This window comes from Paroceanicella profunda (assembly GCF_005887635.2).
GTDB classification, from domain to species: domain Bacteria; phylum Pseudomonadota; class Alphaproteobacteria; order Rhodobacterales; family Rhodobacteraceae; genus Paroceanicella; species Paroceanicella profunda.
The window spans coordinates 251,570-269,868 of sequence record NZ_CP040820.1 but is presented as its reverse complement, the minus strand read 5'-3'; the positions used below and the strand labels follow the sequence as shown (position 1 = coordinate 269,868).

Genomic DNA, 18,299 nt, shown 5'->3' with positions numbered 1-18,299 from the left:
AATTCCGGTCAGACTGCTTGCGCTGCGGCGGCAATCTGGAAGAAGCTTCCGCAAAACAGCATGGGGGAGGAAAATCATGCCGGATCTCGGGCCCGCCGACAGGCTCATCCTGAAGGCGCTCGGCGAGGACAGCCGAATCTCCAACGCCGATCTCGCTGAGCGGGCCGGCCTCTCCGCCTCCTCCTGCTGGCGGCGGGTGCGGGCGCTGGAGGAGGCGGGGGTGATCCGCGGTTACACCGTGCGGCTCGATGACACGAAATGCGGCCTCACCTTCCGCGCCATGGTGCATGTGCACCTCACCCGGCACGACCCCGAGCAGCTCACCGCCTTCATCCGCGCCATCCGCGACCGCGAGGAGATCCGCGCCTGCTACGCCACCACCGGCCAGGCGGATTACCACCTGCACGTGGTCTGCGCCGATCTCGACGCCTACAACGCCTTCTTGGAGCGCTTCCTGTTCCGCATTCCGGCGGTGGCAAGCGCGCAGACCAATGTCATCCTGCGCGCCATCAAGGAGTGAGCGCGCAGGGTGCTGCGTGAAGCGCACAGTGTGGCGTGCGTGGTGTGGCGTGCGTGGTGTGACGCGCGTGGTTCGAGGGGCGCGGTGTGACCTGCGCGGTGTGATAGGCGCGATGCCCGGGGCGCCGCGTGCAGGATGCGGTGCAACCTGTGTGGTGCGGAGCGGCGCGGCCTTCAGGGCCCGGCGTGCGCGGTGTGAGGCCCGTGACGTGAACGGCCCGGTGGTGGAGGGCGAGATGTGAGGCGCGTGGCCTAAGGGGCGATGCATTGCGCCTTTGGCGTGAAGGGCGATGCGGGAGCGGGAGACGCGCGTGCGGGCTCAGTCCAGCAGCAGTTGGGCGTCCCAGCGGCCCTCTTCCACCTCGTGGCGCACGAGGGAGAGGATGAGCGCGCGGATGGCGTCGGAGGCGAAGGTGGGCGGCCGGGCCGCGAGGTGGCACAGGTAGAGCGTGCGCGAGAGGGTGGGCGCCTCGATGGGCCGGGCATGCACGGTGCCGGCCTCGAGCTGGTCCTTCATGAACAGCCGCGTGCCGATGAGACAGCCCAGCCCCGCCTCCAGCGAGCCGACGATGGCCTGCACCGAGTTCATCTGCAGCCGGGCGCGGGCCTCGATCTTCTTCAGCAGGGTCACGTCATCCATCAGCGCGCGGGCCGAGACGCCCTGGCGCAGCAGGATGATCGGCAGCTCCAGCAGCTCGGTGAAGGTGAGGGGCGCGTCCCCCGCCCCGATCAGCTCCGGCCGGCCGACGCAGACCATGCGCTCCTCCAGCACCGGCTCCGAGCGCAGGGCGGAATCGGCCGGGGGGTTGTAGATCAGCGCCATGTCCACGTCGGAGGTGAGCAGGTGCGGCAGGGCGGCGCCGGAGAGGCTCTCGGTGAGGGCGAGCTGCACGTCGGGGAAGTCGCGCAGCACCCGGCTCACCAGCTCCACCCCGATCGCCTTCACCCCCGAGTAGGACATGCCCACCGAGACCGGGCCGCTCACCCGCTCGCCGCTCTGGCGCAGGTCGGCCTCGGCCGCCTTCATCGCCTTGAGGATGGAGCGCGCGTGCTCGTAGAGCCGCCGGCCGGCCGCCGTGGGCTCCATGCCGCGCGGCTTGCGCCGGAACAGCGCGCAGCCCAGCTCCGCCTCCAGCCGGGCGAGGTGGTGGCTGAGCGCGGAGGCCGCCACCCGCTGGGTGATGGCGGCGCGGCCCAGCGAGCCCTGCTCGTAGATGGCGGCGAAATAGCGGAGTTGGCGTGAGTCCAGCATTCTGGTTTCCAGAAGGGTTGCTTCGGAAGATTATGATATTCCGTTCGCGCGTCTCTGGCTATGGTCAGCGCGGGAGGAAACAAGAATGACACAGGACTTCAGGCCGCTCGCCGGGTTGCGGGTGGTGGAGATGACCCACATGATCATGGGGCCGTCCTGCGGGATGTTCCTCGCCTTCCTCGGGGCGGAGGTGATCAAGGTGGAGCCGCCGGAGGGCGACAAGACCCGCGCACTCACCGGCATGGGGCGGGGCTTCTACCCCACGTTCAACCGCGGCAAGAAGAGCATCACGCTGGAGCTGAAGTCCGAGGCCGGACGCGCGGCGCTGCACCGGCTGCTGGCCACGGCGGATGTCTTCGTGGAGAACTTCCGCGACCAGTCGCTGGCGAGGATGGGGCTCGACCCCGACAGCCTGCGCGCCCGCTACCCCGCGCTCATCGTCTCCTCCCTCAAGGGCTTCCTCAAGGGCCCCTATGAGAACCGCACCGCGATGGACGAGGTGGTGCAGATGATGACCGGCATGGCCTACATGACCGGCCCCACGGGGCGGCCCTTGCGCATCGGCTCCTCGGCGAATGACATCATGGGCGGGCTCTTCGGCGCCTTCGCGGTGCTCGCCGCCCTCCTGCAGCGCGGGCAGGACGGCGCGGGCCATGCCCTGCGCACCGGGCTGTTCGAGAACTGCCTGTTCCTCGTCTCCCAGCACATGGTGCAGTTCGACATCGAGGGGCGCGAGGCCCCGCCCATGCCCGAGCGCGAGTTCTCCTGGCCGGTCTACGACATCTTCGAGACCGCCGAGGGCCGGCAGATCTTCATCGGCGCGGTCACCGAGGGGCAATGGGTGACGCTGTGCACCCTGCTCGGCCTCGACGCCCTGCTGGCGGACCCGGGCCTGCAGAAGCGGATGGACCAGATCGAGGCGCGCGACCGCACCATCCCCGTGGTGGCCGCGGCGGTGCGCGCGCGGCAGTTCGATGACCTGATCGCGGTGTTCGAGGAGGCCGGCATCCCCTTCTCGCCCATCCACCGCCCGGCGGAGATGTACGACGACCCTCATGTGACCCGCCCCGGCGGCCTCCTCACCTCGCGGCTGCCCGAGGGCCAGACCTACCGCGCGCCCGGCTTTCCCTTCGAGGTGGACGGCGCCGGTGTGACGGGCGAGGGCGTGGACATCGCCGGTCTCGGCGCGGACACGTCCGAGGTGCTGTCCGCCCTCGGCCTCTCCGCGCAGGACATCGGCGCCGCCAGCGGCATGGCGCCGGGCTTGCCGGCATGAGCCGCCTCGCGGACATCTACCCGGCAGACCGGGTCACCCTGCGCGAGGTCGGCCTGCGCGACGGGCTGCAGCTCGCGCAGGCCCTGCCCTCCACCGAGGCCAAGCGCGCCTGGCTGGCGGCCGAGGCGGCCGCGGGCGTGCGGCATTTCGAGGTCGGCTCCTTCCTGCCCGCCGCCCGCTTCCCGCAATTCGCCGACATCGACGCGATGATCGCCGCCTGCGACGCGGCGGGGGCGCATTCCGCCGCGCTCACCCTGAACGAGCGCGGTATCGAGGCTGCCCTCGCCAGCCCGGTGGACGAACTGGTCTGCGTGGTCTCGGCCACGGAGGCGCACAGCCAGGCCAACATGCGCCGCTCGCGCGCGGCGGCGGTGGCCCTCGTCGCCCGGGCGGTGGCCGAGCGCGACGCGCGCGCGCCGGGCAAGCTGGTGAACGCCGGCATCGCCATGGCCCTCGGCTGCTCGCTCTCCGGCGACGTGGCGCAGGACGAAGTGCTCGCCCTCGCCGAGGCCTGCCTCGCCGCCGGGGCCGATATCGTCGGTCTGGCCGACACGGTGGGCTATGCCGGGCCCGCGGCGGTGGGCGCGCTCTGCGCGCGGATGACGGCGCTCTGCGGCCCGCGCCCCTACATCATCCATCTGCATGACACCCGCGGCATGGGGGTGGCGAACGCCGCCGCGGCGCTGGACAATGGCGCGCGGGTGGTCGATGCCTCGCTGGGCGGGCTCGGCGGCTGCCCCTTCGCCCCCGGCGCCACAGGCAACGTGGTGTTCGAGGACATCGTGTTCCTGGCCGAGAGCCTGGGCCACCCCACCGGCATCGACCTCGGGGGCCTGCGCGCCGCGCGCGCCATCGCGGAGGCCGCGATGCCGGGGGAGGCCTTCCACGGCGCCCTGCACCGGGCGGGCCCGCCGGCCAACGCGCACTGGCGCGCCTGAGCGCGCCACCGTCCGGCCCCCCCGGGGCCGGGCTCGGGAGGAACCGGCCGCAAGGCCGTCCTTCTGACCGGAGTGACATCGCGGCCGCGGGTGCATCGCCCCGGGGGTCGCGCAACGACGACTGAGAAGACCGCCGAGCCGGCGCCAAAAGCCGGCCGGACCACGAAGACGGGAGGAAAACCGATGAAACATCTTCTGAACGGGGCCCTGGGCCTCACGCTCCTCGCCGGCATGGCGTCGGGCGCATCCGCCGCCACGGTGATGCGTTGCAGCCACCAGCTGCCGCCCGCCCACCACATCGCCAAGGTGGTGGACCGCTGGGCCGCGGAGGTGGAGAAGCTCTCCGGGGGCGAGCTCGACGTGCAGGTGTTCGGCGCCGACAGCCTGGTGGGCGCGCGCGAGAACATCGTCGCCACCGCGAAGGGCGACATCGAATGCGCCTTCTCGCTGAACTTCCAGTGGGGCAAGACCCTGCCGATCATGAACGTCACCGTGGCGCCCTTCGCCTTCGGCGATCTCGACATCTGGCGCCAATGGCCGGAATCCGAGGCCGCCGCCTTCCTGGAGCAGAAGCTGCTGGAGAAGGGCGTGAAGAACGTCGTCTGGATGTTCCAGACCAACACCAGCGTCTTCACCTCGAACGGAAAACCCCTCGTCGCGCCGGAGGATTTCAAGGGGTTGAAGATGCGCGGCCTCACCCCGCCCTTCGACGCGGCTCTCGCCGCCCTCGGCGCCACGCCCACCGCCATGCCGGGTTCGGAGGTCTACCAGGCGCTCGCCACCGGGGTGATCGACGGTGCGATCACCGATGTCGCGGCGGCCGTCTCGCGCAAGTACTACGAGGTGCAGGACGCCTTCACCGTGGTGCCCGTGCTCTCGGCCTACCTGCATGGCTACCTGAACCCGCGCTTCTACGACAGCCTCTCCGACACGTCGAAGGCGGCGCTGAAGCAGGCCGGGCTCGAGGCCGCGCAATGGGCGGTCGAGGCCTCTGCCGAGGCGGGCGCCGAGGGGCCGGAGCAGCTCCGCGAGAAGGGTGTGACCGTGCATGTCGCCACCCCGGAGGAGATCGCCGCGCTGCAGGCGGTGATGCGCCCGGCCTTCGACAAGGCCTTCGGCGAGGCGGATGAGGACAGCCAGAAGCTGCTCGACCTCCTCGGGCAGATGTGACCGGGCGCACAGATGCATGACCGTTCCTCCGGCCCCGGGGTGACGACCGCCCCGTCGCGCCCCGCGCCCCTGTTCCCCGACCGCATGGTCGGGGGGCTCATCCGCAGCTGCGGCGCGCTCAGCACCGCGCTCATCCTGTGCGTCTTCGTCCAGATCGTGGTGGCCGTAACCCGGCGCTACCTGTTCGACCGGCCGCTGCAGTGGAGCGACGAGCTCATCGGCTACGCGCTCGTCGCCATCGTGATGCTGGGCGCCGGCGAGGCCCTGCGCCGGGGAGACCACATCGCCATCGACCTCGCCGCCGCCAACCTGCGCGGACGGGCGGCGCGGGCCCAGGCCGCGGTCTCCTGCCTCGCGGTGATCGCCTTCGCCGGGGTGCTGGGGGTCTCGATCTGGGACTCGATCGTCTTCGCGCGCAGCTTCGGCTCCTACTCGGTGGGCTACATCGAGGTGCAGACCTGGATCCCGCAGGTTCCGGTGGTCGCCGGGGCGGTGCTCCTCGCGCTCGCCGCCGCGCTGCGGCTGTGGCAGATCCTGCGGGGGCCCGCGGCATGACCCTGTTCCTCGTCTTCGCCGGGCTGCTGGTGCTGCTCATCTCCGGCATTCCCATCTTCGCCGCGCTCGGCCTCACCGCCAGTGCCATCATGCTGCTGGCGGAGGGCGACATCGACGGGCTGGGCGACGCGGTCTACACCCATCTCGACAAGCCCATCCTCTCCACCATCCCGCTCTTCGTGTTCATGGCGCAGGTGATGATCCGCGCGCGCGTGATCGATGACCTCTATGACTTCGCCCATACCGTGATCGGCCATGTGAAGGGCGGCCTCGGCGTGGCCACGGTGCTGGCCTGCACCATCTTCGCGGCCATCTCCGGCTCCTCCGTGGCGACCGCGCTCTCCATCGGCTCCTCCGCCATCCCGCAGATGAAGCGCTTCGGCTATCCGGAGCGCGACGCGCTCGGCGTGGTGGCGGCGGGGGGCACGCTGGGCATCCTGATCCCGCCCTCGGGGCCGATGATCCTCTATGCCATCGTGTCGGAGGCCTCCATCGGCGCGCTGTTCCTCGCCGGGGTCATCCCGGGGCTGCTGCTGGCGCTGGTGTTCTCGGTGTTCTGCATGCTGCAGGCGCGGGCGCGCCGCAGTGTGGCGTCGCCCGAATGGGCCGGCTGGCCGCGCGCCGCGGCGGCCTTCCGCCGCTCGGTCTGGGCGCTGCTGGCACCGCCGGTGGTGATGGGGGGCATCTATTTCGGCATCTTCACCGCGTCCGAGGCCGCGGCCGCCGGCTCGCTCTACGCGCTCGCGGTGGCGGTGCTGGTCTACCGCAACTTCGGCCTGCGCGACCTCTGGGCCTGCGCCCATGCCACCATGCGCACCTCGATGATGGTGTTCATGATCATCGCCGGGGCGGCGATGTTCGGCCATGCGATCACTCTCATCCGCCTGCCCGTGGGGGTGACGGAGGCGGTGACCGGGCTCGGCCTCGGGCAGCTCGGGTTCATCCTGGTGGTGATGGCGCTCATCTTCGTGCTGGGGATGTTCCTGGAATCCATCGCCATCATCCTGATCACCACACCCATCCTGATGCCCTCGCTCATCGCGCTCGGCATCGACCCGATCTGGTATGGCGTGCTGCTGATGATCAACCTGGAACTGGCGATGATCACCCCGCCCGTGGGCATGAACCTCTTCGTCATCAAGGGGATCACGGACGCGCCGCTGAGCGCCATCGTGCGCGGGGCCAGCCCGTTCGTGGCCCTGATGATCTGCGGCCTGTTCGTGCTGATGGCGGTGCCGGAACTCGCGACCTGGCTGCCCGCCGCCGCCGGCTTCGGCCGCTAGCGCAGGCGCGGGCTTCCCCCGCCGCGCGACCGGCTGTCCCTGGCCTGCCCCGCTCCGGCCTCCGGTGCGCGGCGCGGTGTCCGGCGCGCGACGGCCGTCTCCGCCTCAGGCTCCCTTCCCGCGCCGGCGCGGGAAGGCGGCCCCCTGTCGCGCGGCACGGCGGCCCGGATGCCTCGCGCCGCCCGGCGGGGAACACGGGTCCAGCCCTCGCGCGGCGCCCCGCTCCCCCGGCGGAAGGCGCCCGGCCGAGCAGGGTTGAGGAGGGCGCGGCCCCCTTGCACGGCTCCCTGTCCGCCCCTGCCGCGCCGCGCTCCGGCGCCACCCCCCGGCCCGGCCACCCCAGTCCGACAGCCGCCTCCCCTAGCATGCCCGGCCCCGGAACCCGCGTGCGGGTGAAGCCGTCGTGCCCTGCGCTTGACAGACTCGCAGGGGCGCTTCTAGGGTAACTGGTAGGGTGGTTGGTCCAGTAGACGTGATCGGGAGAACCGGTTGCCTGCGGACCGTTCGGAAAGGGAGATCCGGGGTGAACACGTCGGGCGTGCATGGCCTGTTCCTGGACAAGTCGACCGGCATCGGCCGCGATGTCCGGCGGCTCACCATGAAGGACGTGATCGCCGACAAGATCGCCGCGCTCATCGCCTCCGGCCTGCTGAAGGTGGGGGACGAGCTGCCCGGCGAGCGCGACCTTGCCTCCGCCCTCTCCGTCAGCCGCGAAACCGTGCGCGCCGCCATCCAGGGGCTCGCCGCGCGCGGGGTTCTGGACGTGTCGCAGGGCGCGCGCACCAGGGTCGCCTCGCCGGATCTCGGCAACATGGCGATCGGGATCACCAACCGGCTGAACGTGGACAGCTACGATGTCGATGCCGTCCACCAGGCCCGGCTGCTCATCGAGCAGCAGGTGGTGGGCGACGCGGCCGAACGCATTTCCGACGAGGCCCTGAAGCGCCTGCACAGCTCGCTCGGGGCCCAGCGGGCCTGCCTGCGCGACCCGCTGCGCTTCCTGATCTGCGACCGGGAGTTCCATGTCACGGTCTACCGCGCCTGCGCGAACCCGCTGCTCGCGGACATCGTGACCGACCTCTACACCTACATGATGGACCACCGCCGGCGGGCGGTGTCGCTGCCCGGCGCCATCGCCGCCAGCGTGTCGGACCATGAGGCCATTCTCGCGGCGCTCTCGGCGCGGGACCGGGCGGCGGCCATGGCGGCCTTCGCCGGGCACGAGAACCGCATCTACACCACCACCTGCACGCTGATCGGGGACCGCGAGCCCCCTCCGCGATAGACCACCAAGAACGGCCCGGCACAAAAAAATCCGGACGGGCCATTTTCCACGGGAGGAAAAACCATGATGAACCGACGCATGATACTCGGACTGGTCCTTGCCGGCGCCTCGGCGCTCGGCCTTGCGGCGGGCGGTCCGGCCCTCGCCCAGTCGAAGGAGGTGGTCTATCTCACCCCCGGGCTGGACCTGCCGTTCTGGCGCTATCTCGCGCGGGGCGTGGAGAAGGTGGCGGAGGCGGAAGGCTACGGCTTCCAGGCGCTCGACTCGCACAATGACGCCCAGACCCAGCTGCAGAACGCGCAGGACGCCATCACCCGCGGCGTGGCGGGCATCGTGCTCTCGCCCACCGACAGTTCCACCGCCCCCAGCGTGCTGCAGCTTGCCGCGAAGGCCGGCATCCCGGTGGTGATCGCCGATATCGGCACCAACAGCGGCGAGTATGTCTCCTTCATCATCTCCGACAATTACGAGGGTGCGCATGGCACCGGCGAGGCCCTCGCCGCGGCGCTGAAGGAGAAGGGCTGGGAGGACGGCTCGGTGGGCATCGTCGCCATCTCCCAGGCGCGGCTCAACGGCCAGGCCCGCACCAAGGGCTTCAGGGACGCGATGGCCGAGGCCGGCATCGCCAGCGAGGCCGGGCTGCAGCAGATGCAGTCCTACACCGCCGACGAGACCTTCCGCTTCACCCAGGACATGCTGACCGCGAACCCCGGCATGCGCGGCCTCTTCGTGCAGACCGACCAGCCGGCGGTGGGCGCGCTGCGCGCCATCCGCGCCGCCCGGCGCCAGGGCGAGGTGCTGGTGGCGGCCTTCGACGGCATCCCCGAGTTCGTGCCGCTGCTGCAGTCGGGCGAGCTGGTCGCCTCGGGCATGCAGCAGCCCCACCTGATGGGCGAGACGGCGGGCCGCGCGCTCTTCGACCATCTCGCCGGCAAGCCGGTGGAGAAGGAGATCCTGGTGCCCATCGTCGTGGTCACCGCGGGCAACATCGAGGAGATGCTGCCGACCATCCGGGAGTCCGTCTTCGCCAACGAGATGGACTGACGGCGCTGCCCCCTCCCCCCGGTGTGTCCCTGTCGCCGGGGGGAGGACGGTCGCGCGCGCCGTGTCTCCCGCCTCTCTCCCCGGGCAGCCCCCCGCGCAGGGCGCCGCCCGGGCCCGCCGTCCACGACCTTCGGAGGTCACATCCCATGCCACACGCCGTCCGGACCACGCGGCCCGCCCCGGCGCTCACCGCCACGGGCATCGCGCGGCGCTTCGGGTCCACCCGGGCGCTGGCCGATGCCACGCTCGAGGTGCGCGCCGGCGAGGTGCACGGCCTGCTCGGCGCCAACGGGGCCGGCAAGTCCACCCTGTCGCGCATCATCAGCGGGCACATCGCCCGGGACAGCGGCACGCTCACCTATGAGGGCCGCCCGCTGGACCTGCGCTCGACGCGCGAGGCGCTGGACATCGGCATCGCGCTGGTGGCCCAGGAGACCAGCCTCGCGCCCGATCTGAGCGTGCTGGAGAACATCTTCCTGCCCGAGCTGGGGCGCGCCGGCCGGCTGTCCTTCGGGCAGATGCGCAGGCGCGCGCAGGCGATCCTCGCCGGGCTGGGGCATGAGCACGTTCTGCCGCTGGACGCCGAGGTGCGGCTGCTCTCGGCCGCGCAGCGCCAGCTGGTGGAGATCGCCAAGGCCCTGGCGCTGGAGGCCAGCCTGCTCATCTTCGACGAGCCCACCGCCTCGCTCAGCCCCACCGAGGTCGACCGGCTGTTCGACATCATGGCGCGCCTGCGCGCGGACGGCCGGGCGCTGATCTTCGTCTCGCACCGGCTGGAGGAGGTGTTCACCATCACCGACCGGGTGACGATCCTGCGCGAGGGGCGCACCGTGGCGGCCGGCGTGGAGACCGCCGGGCTCAGCCAGTCCGACATCATCCGCCACATGGTCGGGCGCGACCTGGGCGCCATCCATGCCGCCCCGCGCGGGCCCCGGCCCGCCGCCGAGGGCCCGCCGGCGCTGGAGGTCTCGGGCCTGCGCGCCGCGCCGCATGTGCGCGACGTGTCCTTCTCCGTCCGGGCGGGGGAGATCCTCGGGCTCGGCGGGCTGGTGGGGGCGGGGCGCTCGGAGGCCGCGGAGGCGCTCTTCGGCCTGCGCCGCCGCGACGCCGGCACCGTGAAGGTGAAGGGCCGCGAAATCGCCCCGCGCAAGCCTGCCGATGCCATCCGCCACGGCATCGGCTTCGTGGCGGAGGACCGGCGGGCGCAGAACATCGTGCCCGATCTCACGGTGCGCGAGAACCTGATGCTCGCGCATATCGGCCGGCACCGTGGCTTCGGCCTCGGCTACGGCCGGCGCCAGGGCAGGCTGGCGGAGCTGCTGGAGAAGCTCGGCCTGCCGGAGAACCGGCTGGACACCGGCCTGCTCACCTTCTCGGGCGGCATGCAGCAGAAGGTGATCATCGCCCGCTGGCTGCTGATCGAGCCCACGGTGCTCATCCTCGACGAGCCCACCAAGGGCGTGGACATCGGCACCCGCGCCGCGATCTACCGCATCCTGCGCGAGATTGCCGATGACGGGGTGGCGGTGGTGGTGATCTCCTCGGATTTCGAGGAGCTGCTCGGCCTCACCGAGCGCGTGGTGGTGATGTCGGACGGCATGACCATAGCCAACCTGCCCACGCCGCTGCTCACCGAGGAGAAGCTCACCCTGCTCGCCGCGCCGCGCAGCTCCACCGGGCGCAACCGCGCGCTGCTCGACAGCCTGGCGCAGGCCCATGACGGGGTCGCCTTCTGGGCGCTGCTCGACGCGCAGGAGCTGATCTGCCTCGGCCAGTCCGCCGCCCCCGGAGCCCCCGGGATCGGCCTGCGCATCGGCGAGGCCGTGCGCAACGCCGACACCGCCATCGCAACCGCCCTGCGCGCCCGCGCCGACGGGTTCGTCGCCGAGCCTGCCCCCGGCCCGCAGCCGGAGCACGGCGCCGATGCCGCCTCTGCGCTCCTCCCGGCCCGGGCCGCGGGCGCGCATGCCGGTGCGTTGCGCTCCGCGGGCACGGACATCCCGCCGGACGCCCACGCCCGTCGGCCAGATGGCCCGGGTGCAGGCGCTACCGGTGCCCCGCCCGACCACGGCGCGCGGTCGACCGGGGCGCAGGGCGCCTCTCCCGGCAGCGGCGCTGCCGGGGCGAGCGGGCCGGGGCCCGGCCCGGACACCGGGCTCACCACCCTGCTGATCGGGATGCACACCGCCCGCGGCCATGACCTCGGCTGGATCGGGCTCACCCTGCGGGCCGGGCGCCCGCTGCCGGACCCGGCGGAGATCCGCCGCCAGGTCGCCCTCCTCACCGCCTCGGACCCCAGTTCAGGAGCCGCGTCATGACCCAGATCACCGCCCCCCTCCCGGCCGGCCTCGCGCGCATCGGGCGCAGCCTGGAGCTGCGCATGCTCGGCCTCGCCCTTGCCATCGGCTTCGCGCTGTCGCTGCTCTCGCCCTATTTCCTCACCCAGAACAACATCTTCAACATCCTGGACCAGTCGGTGGTGATCGGGATCGTCTCCGTGGGGATGACCTTCGTCATCCTCACCGGCGGGATCGACCTGTCGGTCGGCTCGGTGGCGGGGCTCACCGGCATCGTTCTGGGCCTCGCGCTGCAGGAGATGCCGATCCCGCTCGCCATCCTCTGCGCGGTGCTCGCGGGGGGCGGGATCGGGCTGTGCTCCGGCGTGCTGGTGGCGGTCTTCGGCCTCGCGCCCTTCGTGGTGACGCTGGGGATGATGGCCATCGCGCGCAGCCTCGCCTACATCTTTTCCGGGCAGACGGCGATCTCCTCCATTCCGATGAGCCTGTCGGACATCGTCTATTCCACAGTGCTCGGCATCCCGGCCAACGTGCTGTTCCTGCTGGCGCTCTACCTGCTCGCCTGGCTCTACCTCACCTGGTCGAAGGGCGGGCGGACCATCTACGCCGTCGGCTCGAACCGCGAGGCGGCGCGGGCCGCGGGGCTGAACGTGCTGGCCTATTCGGTGCTGCCCTACGTGATCTCCGGCGCGCTGGCGGCGGTGGCCATCACCTTCTCCATCGCGCAGATCCTCTCCGCGGACCCGCTGGCCGGCAACCAGATGGAGCTGGACGCGATCGCCGCCGTGGTGATCGGCGGGGCCAGCCTCTACGGCGGGCGCGGCTCCATCATCGGCACGCTGATCGGGGTGATCATCATGGTGATGATCCGCAACGGGCTGAACCTGATGGGCGTCTCGCCCTTCTGGCAGGGCACGGCCATCGGCTCCATCATCATCCTCGCCCTGCTGGCCGAACGGCTGGTGACCTGGCGCAGCGCGCGCTGAGGGGGGCCCGCAATGACCGATCATACTCCGAGCCGCGCCCTCGCCCTCTTCGGCACCGAGGAGGAGGTGCCCCCGCCGCGCATCCTCGCCGCAGGCCCGCTCACCGCGGAATTCGAGGCGGGGAACCTGCGCTACATCCGGTTCGGCGGCGCCGAGGTGCTGCGCGCCGTCTCCTTCATCGTGCGGGACCGGGACTGGGGCACCTTCGCCCCGGCCCTCTCGGACATCGTGGTGGAGGAGAGCGGCACGCTCTTCACCGTCACCTACGCCGCCCGCGCCGCGGACGGCGGGCTGGCCTTCGCCTGGCGGGCGCGCATCGAGGGCCACGCCGACGGCACGCTGGTGTTCTCCTCCCGGGGCGCCGCGGAAGCGCCGTTCGAGACCAACCGCACCGGCTTCGTCATCCTCCACCCCATCGACGGGGTGGCGGGCCGGCCGGTGGAGATCCTGCACACCGACGGGCGCCGCGTGTCCGGCAGCTTTCCCGCGCTCATCGACCCGGTGCAGCCGATGATGGACCTGCGCGAGCTGGTCCACACCACGCCCGGCGGGCTGCGGGTGAGCTGCCTGATGGAGGGCGACACGTTCGAGATGGAGGACCAGCGGAACTGGACCGATGCCTCCTTCAAGACCTATGTCCGCCCGCTCGCCCTGCCCTGGCCCTACAGGCTGGAACCGGGGGAGGAGCTGGCGCAATCCGTCACCGTGCGGGTGAGCGGGCCCGCGCCGCGTGCAGCGGGCGCGGAAGCGCTCGCGCTCGGCCTCGGCGCGCCGGCCGGACGGGTGCCGCCGGTGGGCCTCGGCCTGCAGCCGGAGGACGTGGACCCCGCCCGTGCCGCGGCGGAGGCGCTGCGTGCCCTCGCGCCCGCCCATCTCATCTGCCACCATGACCCGCGCCGGGGCCATGACCGCACCAGCCTCGCCGCGCAGGCCGATCTCGCGCGGGCCCTGGGCGCCGAGCCCTGGCTGGAGGCGGTGATCGTCTCGGTGGACGGGTTCGAGGCGGAGATCGCCGCGCTCGGGGCCATGGTCCGCGGCCTCGGCGCGCCATTCGCAACCGTGCTCACCTCGCCCGCCGCGGACCTCAAGTGCACCCTGCCCGGCAGCCCCTGGCCGGAGACACCCCCGGCGGAGGCGCTGGCGCAGGCCACCCGCGCCGCCTTCCCCGGCACGCGCATCGGCGGCGGCATGTTCAGCTATTTCACCGAGCTCAACCGCAAGCGCCCGCCGGTCCGCCACCTCGACCTGGTGAGCTTCACCACCACGCCGCTGGTTCACGCCGGGGATGACCGCTCGGTGACCGAGACCCTGCAGGCCTTGCCGGCGGTGGCGGCCAGTGCGGCCGCGCTCTGCGCCGGGGTTCCCTTCGCCGTCGGGCCCTCGGCCATCGGGATGCGCGACAACCCCTATGGCGCGGCCCCGAAGCCGAACCCCGGCAACATCCGCCAGGCGATGAACCGCAACGACCCGCGCCAGCGCGGCCTGCTGGGCGCGGCCTGGACGCTGGGCTGTTTCGCGCAGCTCGCCCTGGGAGGGGCGAGCGCCGTGGCCTTCGGCGCACCGGTGGGGCCCTTCGGCGTACTGCACGCGCCGGCGGAGTTTCCCCAGCCCTGGTTCGACACGCATGGCGGGCTGTTCCCGGTGTTCCACGTGCTGCGCGGGCTGTCGGCGCTCGAAGGCCGGCCGCTGCGCGCGCTCGGCAGCCCGCGCCCCGAGCTGGTGCAGGGCCTGGTGGCCGATGGCGGCGGGGCGGCGGAGATCTGGCTGGCCAATCTCACCGCGGCGCCGCTCACGCTCACCCTGCCGGTGCCGGTCACGGCAATGGCGGTGCTGGACGCGGCCGGCTTCGCCGCCGCCGCCGCGGACCCCGCCTACATGGACGCGCTGCGCCCGGCGCCGGAGGGCCCCATCCCCCTCGACGCCCATGCCGTGCTGCGCCTGCACGTCACGATTTCTTGAGAAGGACAAACGAATGCATGTACTTATCATCGGTGCGGCCGGCATGGTCGGTCGCAAGCTGTGTGAGCGGATCACCCGGGACGGGGGGATCGGGGGCGCCAGCGCCGGCGCGCTTGACCGGCTGACCCTGGTGGACGTGATCGAACCCGCCCGCCCGGAGGGGTTTTCGGGCCAGGTCACCACGCAGGCGCTCGACATCGCCGACCCCGCCTCCGCCGTGCGGATGATCGAGGGCCGGCCGGACGTGATCTTCCACCTCGCGGCCATCGTCTCCGGCGAGGCGGAGCTCGATTTCGACAAGGGCTACGCCATCAACCTCGACGGCACCCGCCAGCTGTTCGACGCCATCCGCGCGGCGCATGACGTGGAGGGGTATTTCCCCCGCGTGGTGTTCACCTCCTCCATCGCGGTGTTCGGCGCGCCCTTCCCCGACCGGATCGCGGATGACTTCTTCTCCACGCCGCGCACCAGCTACGGCGCGCAGAAGGCGATGGGCGAACTGCTGCTCTCCGACTACAGCCGCAAGGGGCTGTTCGACGGCATCGCCATCCGCCTGCCCACCATCTGCATCCGGCCGGGCACGCCGAACAAGGCCGCGTCGGGCTTCTTCTCCAACATCCTGCGGGAACCGCTGGTGGGCAGGGAAGCGGTGCTTCCCGTGTCCGAGGACGTGCGGCACTGGCACGCGAGCCCGCGCGCCGCGGTGGGCTTCCTGCTGCATGCCGCGACCATGGACCTCTCGGGGCTCGAACAGCGCCGGGCGCTGAGCATGCCGGGCCTCTCGGCCACGGTGGGCGAGCAGATCGAGGCGCTGCGCCGGGTGGCGGGAGACAAGGCCGTGCGCCTCATCCGCCGCGAGCCCGACCCGGCGATCGTGGACATCGTCGCCGGCTGGCCGCGGGACTTCGAGCCGAAGCGGGCTCTGGAGCTGGGCTTCACCGCCGATGCCTCCTTCGACGAGATCATCCGCATCCACATCGAGGATGAACTCGGCGGCAGCCTGCCCGGCTGACCGGGGTCGGGACCGGCCCGCCCGGGCACGGGCTCGGCCGGCCTGCGCGGCGGTCCTCACGGGCGCGATGGCCGGAGGCGCTTCGCCCTCCTGCCTCCGCCCGTGCCGGTGCATCGGGAACCGGCGCGCCGGCCGGGGGCCTGCGGGGCGGTGCGACGGCGCCCGCGCGACGCGTGCGGGACGCGGGCGTCGCCCTGCGCACCTCCCTCCCGCAGGCCTGGCGCCTGGGGGAGGGCCGGCTCAGTCCGCGCCGTGGCGCATCCCGGCCGCACGCAGCCGTCGCGGGCCGGGCGCCTGCGGTCGCGCCGGATCAGGCCGCGCGGCCGCGCATGCCGTCCACGCTCACCGGGCCGGGGCCGGCGAAGACGAGGTAGAGGAAGAAGAAGCAATAGAGGATGGCCGCGTCGCCGCCGTTGTTCACCGGGAAGACATCCCGCGGGGCATGGGCGATCCAGTAGGCGAAGGCCATCACCCCGGAGGCGACGAAGGCCGCCGGCCGGGTGAGAAAGCCGATGGCGATGAGCGCGCCGCAAGCGAGCTCGAAGCAGCCGGCCACCCAGGACAGGGAGAAGGCCTCCCAGGTGTTGTCCGTCGGCGGAAAGCCCAGCAGTTTCTGGAGCCCGTGCTCCATGAAGATCAGGCCGGTCACCAGGCGGACCAGGCTGAGCACCATCGGTGCCATGGACCGGAGTGTGTCTGTCATCTGCCGCGTTCCTTCTGTTGCGGGCCGTCTGTCGCGGCCCCCCGCGCGGGCCGGGTGGCCTGCGGCGGGCAGACTAGCGCGCGGTGGCGGGAGCGGAAAGCCGCAGGATGCGCGCACCCGCATGACGATCCTGTCAACCCGCCCGCCGGCCACGCCCGCGATCGCCGGGCCGGCGCTCACGCCGAGAGCCGTGGCCCCGGGACCGAAGAGCACGGGCGCGGGCGCGCCGTTGAGCAAGCGGGAGCCCATCGCTGCCGGGCCGGGCGAAGATTTCCTCCACCGTGATGCGGCCCCGGGATGGATCATCGGCGGCACGTCCATCATGGTGGGGCATCGGAGACGCTCACCGCGCAACCGGCGGCGCCGGGCCCGCCCGCATCGGCGTCGAGGATCTCGCCCGGCGGCGTCCCGGGGGCGGAGCGCACCGCGCGCCGGGTCGGGTCCGAGGGCGGCCCCGTCCGGATGCCGGGCCGGGCCCGGCGGGCGATGCGCCGGAGGATGCGGGGGGCGGTGTCTGCCGGGCCTGTCAGCGGCAGTCCTGCGCCGCCTCGCCGAGGGCGCGCAGACCGGCCTCGATGCGGCGCTCGTGGATGTAGGAGATGCCGAGGCGCAGATACCGCCCCGTATCGGCCTCGGGCACGAAGGGATCGCCGGATTCGGTGAGCACGCCCCGCGCCGCGGCCGCGTGGAACAGGCGCGAGGTGTCGAGGCCCGGCGGCGCCTCGAGCCAGAGGCTGGAGCCGCCGGTGCTGTCGCTGCGCCGGAACCCCGGCAGATGGGCGTCGCAGCCGGCGCTGATCGCCTCGAAGCGGCGCTCCAGCGCGGCGCGCAGCGTGCGCAGCAGCCGCTGGTAATGGCCCTCGGCCAGGAAGATCGCCGCGGTGCGCTGGTTGTTGAGCGGGGCGGAGCGGTGGATGAGCCGGCGCAGCCAGCGGGCCTCCTCGATCAGCGCCGCATCGGCCACCATGAAGCCCAGCCGCACCCCCGGCGCCAGCACCTTCGACAGCGTTCCGAGATAGGCCACCCGCCCGTCGACATCCTGCGATTTCAGCGTGGTGGCCTCGGCGGAGAAGTCGGTCTCGCCCTCGTAGTCGTCCTCCACGAGGATGGTGTCATGCAGCCGCGCGGCAGCGAGCACCTCGGCACGCCGGGGCGCGGACATCGCCACCATGGTCGGGCATTGGCGGGTGGGGGTGAGCACGGCGACATCCAGCGGCCCGGCCTGCGCCAGCCGCGCGCCCTGCGCGTCGACCGGCAGGTCGACGATCCGTGCGCCGTCCTGGGCGAAGATGGTGCGCGCATCCGGGTAGCCCGGCGTCTCCACGCCCACCCGGGTGTCGGCGCGCACCAGCAGCCGCGAGAGCAGGTAGAGCCCCTCCTGCGTGCCCAGCGTGATCAGCACCTCCTCCGGCCGGGCGTAGATGCCACGCTGCGGCAGGATCTGGCTCAGGATCTGCTCGACCAGCAACGGGTCGTCCTCCACCGCGCGGTCGGCGGTCCACCAGTCGATGGCCGAGCGCCCCAGCGCATCGCGCGAGCAGGTGCGCCAGGTGTTGATCGGGAACAGGCCCGGGTCCACCTGTCCGTAGACGAAGGGGTAGGGGAAGTCCTGCCAGTTGGAGGGCTTGACGATGTGGCGCATGCGCGAGGGGCGTTGCCGGAAGCGCGCGTCCCAGTCCACCCGGGGGCCGGGGGCGACGGGCGGGCCGCAGGGGGCGGGCGTGCGCAGCGCCACGAAATAGCCGCGCCGCGCCACGGATTCGAGATAACCGCGCGCCACGAGGTCCTCATAGACCGCGGTGACGGTGTTGCGGGCGATGCCGAGCCGCCGGGCGAGCAGGCGCGACGGCGTCATCTTCTGGCCGCCGCGCATCGCACGGCCGTGAATCGCCTCGATGATCGACTGGCGCAGTTGCGTCTGGATCGGCGTCTCGCTGTCGCGGTCGATGACGGTGATCATGCCCCTGCCCTTCGCGCTGTTGCATGGCTGTAGCACCGCGCCGGCGGGAACCCCCTGCCC

Annotated in this window: 15 protein-coding genes; 12 read left to right on the top strand and 3 right to left on the bottom strand. The window is 72.2% G+C overall.

Translation table 11 applies throughout. The annotated features are described in order from the left end of the window. Window positions 1-76 precede the first annotated feature (76 nt). Window positions 77-520, top strand: a complete 444-nt coding sequence (locus FDP22_RS21835) for an Lrp/AsnC family transcriptional regulator (RefSeq protein ID WP_138576076.1) — start codon at window positions 77-79, stop codon at window positions 518-520. 318 nt (window positions 521-838) lie between these two features. On the opposite strand, the gene FDP22_RS21830 is transcribed toward FDP22_RS21835, so the two are convergent. Then, window positions 839-1,771 carry a LysR family transcriptional regulator gene (locus FDP22_RS21830; RefSeq protein WP_346728842.1) on the bottom strand — a complete coding sequence of 311 codons (933 nt, stop codon included), beginning with the start codon at window positions 1,769-1,771 and terminating at the stop codon, window positions 839-841. A gap of 85 nt (window positions 1,772-1,856) precedes the next feature. On the opposite strand from FDP22_RS21830, the gene FDP22_RS21825 reads away from it, so the two are divergent. The 11 genes from FDP22_RS21825 to denD all read left to right on the top strand — a co-directional run bounded on the left by FDP22_RS21825 (window position 1,857) and on the right by denD (window position 15,576). Further along, complete coding sequence (locus FDP22_RS21825; RefSeq protein ID WP_138576075.1) at window positions 1,857-3,047, top strand: CaiB/BaiF CoA transferase family protein; 1,191 nt, start codon at window positions 1,857-1,859, stop codon at window positions 3,045-3,047. After that, window positions 3,044-3,985: a beta/alpha barrel domain-containing protein gene (locus tag FDP22_RS21820; protein WP_138576074.1), complete on the top strand. Its 942-nt coding sequence runs from the start codon at window positions 3,044-3,046 to the stop codon at window positions 3,983-3,985. The genes FDP22_RS21825 and FDP22_RS21820 overlap by 4 nt, the downstream gene beginning before the upstream one ends. Before the next feature lie 183 nt (window positions 3,986-4,168). Continuing rightward, the gene (locus FDP22_RS21815; protein ID WP_138576073.1) at window positions 4,169-5,155 is read left to right on the top strand and encodes a TRAP transporter substrate-binding protein; all 987 of its coding nucleotides are present in this window, start codon (window positions 4,169-4,171) and stop codon (window positions 5,153-5,155) included. A 12-nt stretch (window positions 5,156-5,167) separates the two neighbouring features. Continuing rightward, window positions 5,168-5,710 (top strand): TRAP transporter small permease, encoded by a 543-nt coding sequence (locus FDP22_RS21810; protein ID WP_138576072.1) that lies wholly within the window; start codon window positions 5,168-5,170, stop codon window positions 5,708-5,710. Then, window positions 5,707-6,993 (top strand): TRAP transporter large permease, encoded by a 1,287-nt coding sequence (locus FDP22_RS21805; RefSeq protein WP_138576071.1) that lies wholly within the window; start codon window positions 5,707-5,709, stop codon window positions 6,991-6,993. Before FDP22_RS21810 ends, FDP22_RS21805 begins: the two co-directional genes overlap by 4 nt. A 598-nt stretch (window positions 6,994-7,591) precedes the next feature. Continuing rightward, a complete protein-coding gene (locus tag FDP22_RS21800) occupies window positions 7,592-8,278 on the top strand; it encodes a FadR/GntR family transcriptional regulator (RefSeq protein WP_138576301.1) in 687 nt (228 codons plus the stop codon). A 78-nt stretch (window positions 8,279-8,356) separates the two neighbouring features. Next, window positions 8,357-9,322, top strand: coding sequence for a substrate-binding domain-containing protein (locus FDP22_RS21795; protein WP_239032007.1), 966 nt, complete (start codon window positions 8,357-8,359; stop codon window positions 9,320-9,322). Window positions 9,323-9,468: 146 nt separating this feature from the next. Then, window positions 9,469-11,640, top strand: coding sequence for a sugar ABC transporter ATP-binding protein (locus FDP22_RS21790; protein ID WP_138576069.1), 2,172 nt, complete (start codon window positions 9,469-9,471; stop codon window positions 11,638-11,640). After that, window positions 11,637-12,605 carry an ABC transporter permease gene (locus FDP22_RS21785; RefSeq protein WP_138576068.1) on the top strand — a complete coding sequence of 323 codons (969 nt, stop codon included), beginning with the start codon at window positions 11,637-11,639 and terminating at the stop codon, window positions 12,603-12,605. The genes FDP22_RS21790 and FDP22_RS21785 overlap by 4 nt, the downstream gene beginning before the upstream one ends. A 12-nt stretch (window positions 12,606-12,617) precedes the next feature. Then, window positions 12,618-14,564 carry a D-apionate lactonase family protein gene (locus FDP22_RS21780; RefSeq protein ID WP_138576067.1) on the top strand — a complete coding sequence of 649 codons (1,947 nt, stop codon included), beginning with the start codon at window positions 12,618-12,620 and terminating at the stop codon, window positions 14,562-14,564. A gap of 13 nt (window positions 14,565-14,577) precedes the next feature. After that, on the top strand, window positions 14,578-15,576 hold the full coding sequence (gene denD, locus FDP22_RS21775) for a D-erythronate dehydrogenase (RefSeq protein WP_138576066.1): 999 nt from the start codon (window positions 14,578-14,580) through the stop codon (window positions 15,574-15,576). A gap of 310 nt (window positions 15,577-15,886) precedes the next feature. Here denD and FDP22_RS21770 read toward each other — a convergent pair whose 3' ends face one another. After that, window positions 15,887-16,279 (bottom strand): DoxX family protein, encoded by a 393-nt coding sequence (locus FDP22_RS21770; RefSeq protein WP_138576065.1) that lies wholly within the window; start codon window positions 16,277-16,279, stop codon window positions 15,887-15,889. Window positions 16,280-16,805: 526 nt separating this feature from the next. Further along, window positions 16,806-18,239: an aminotransferase-like domain-containing protein gene (locus FDP22_RS21765; protein ID WP_138576064.1), complete on the bottom strand. Its 1,434-nt coding sequence runs from the start codon at window positions 18,237-18,239 to the stop codon at window positions 16,806-16,808. Window positions 18,240-18,299: the final 60 nt, after the last annotated feature.